Annotated in this window: 1 protein-coding gene; it reads left to right on the forward strand. The window is 24.5% G+C overall.

All coding sequences use genetic code 11. From position 1 onward, the window contains the following. Positions 1-100: 100 nt before the first annotated feature. A complete protein-coding gene (locus CD129_RS11300) occupies positions 101-310 on the forward strand; it encodes a hypothetical protein (RefSeq protein WP_078356302.1) in 210 nt (69 codons plus the stop codon). Positions 311-470: the final 160 nt, after the last annotated feature.

Genomic DNA, 470 nt, shown 5'->3' on the forward strand with positions numbered 1-470 from the left:
GTATATAAACAAAGTGAGTATTAATTTACATCAATTAACCCTAGATTCACTTAATATTGTTTTGTAAGCTTTATATATTAAGTTTTATTTGGAGGCAGTCATGTTTTTTGATAAGAAGATTATAGTATTTGAGAACCTAGAGAATGAATACAATCAAGAAGATGCAAAAAATATATTTTTGAAACATTCTATTGATTATGATTTTATTACTGTAAGTAGCCAGTCAGTTATATTAGGTGGTTTACAATATCCATCATCAAATGATAAAGAACAATTTATAGCTGAATTTAACGATTATTTAGGGAACTAGGGAAATTAAATAAAAAGCTGTCGACAAAGTCGGTGGCTTTTTTGTTATATAGAAATCCAAAAATTAGATTTTAAAATTATGTATGTTACAAAATTGTCACTTAACACATGATATTGTTAGGTTTTATTAGGATATTAATATAATATAGATTATATAATGT

The organism is Mammaliicoccus fleurettii, from assembly GCF_003970575.1.
GTDB lineage: Bacteria > Bacillota > Bacilli > Staphylococcales > Staphylococcaceae > Mammaliicoccus > Mammaliicoccus fleurettii.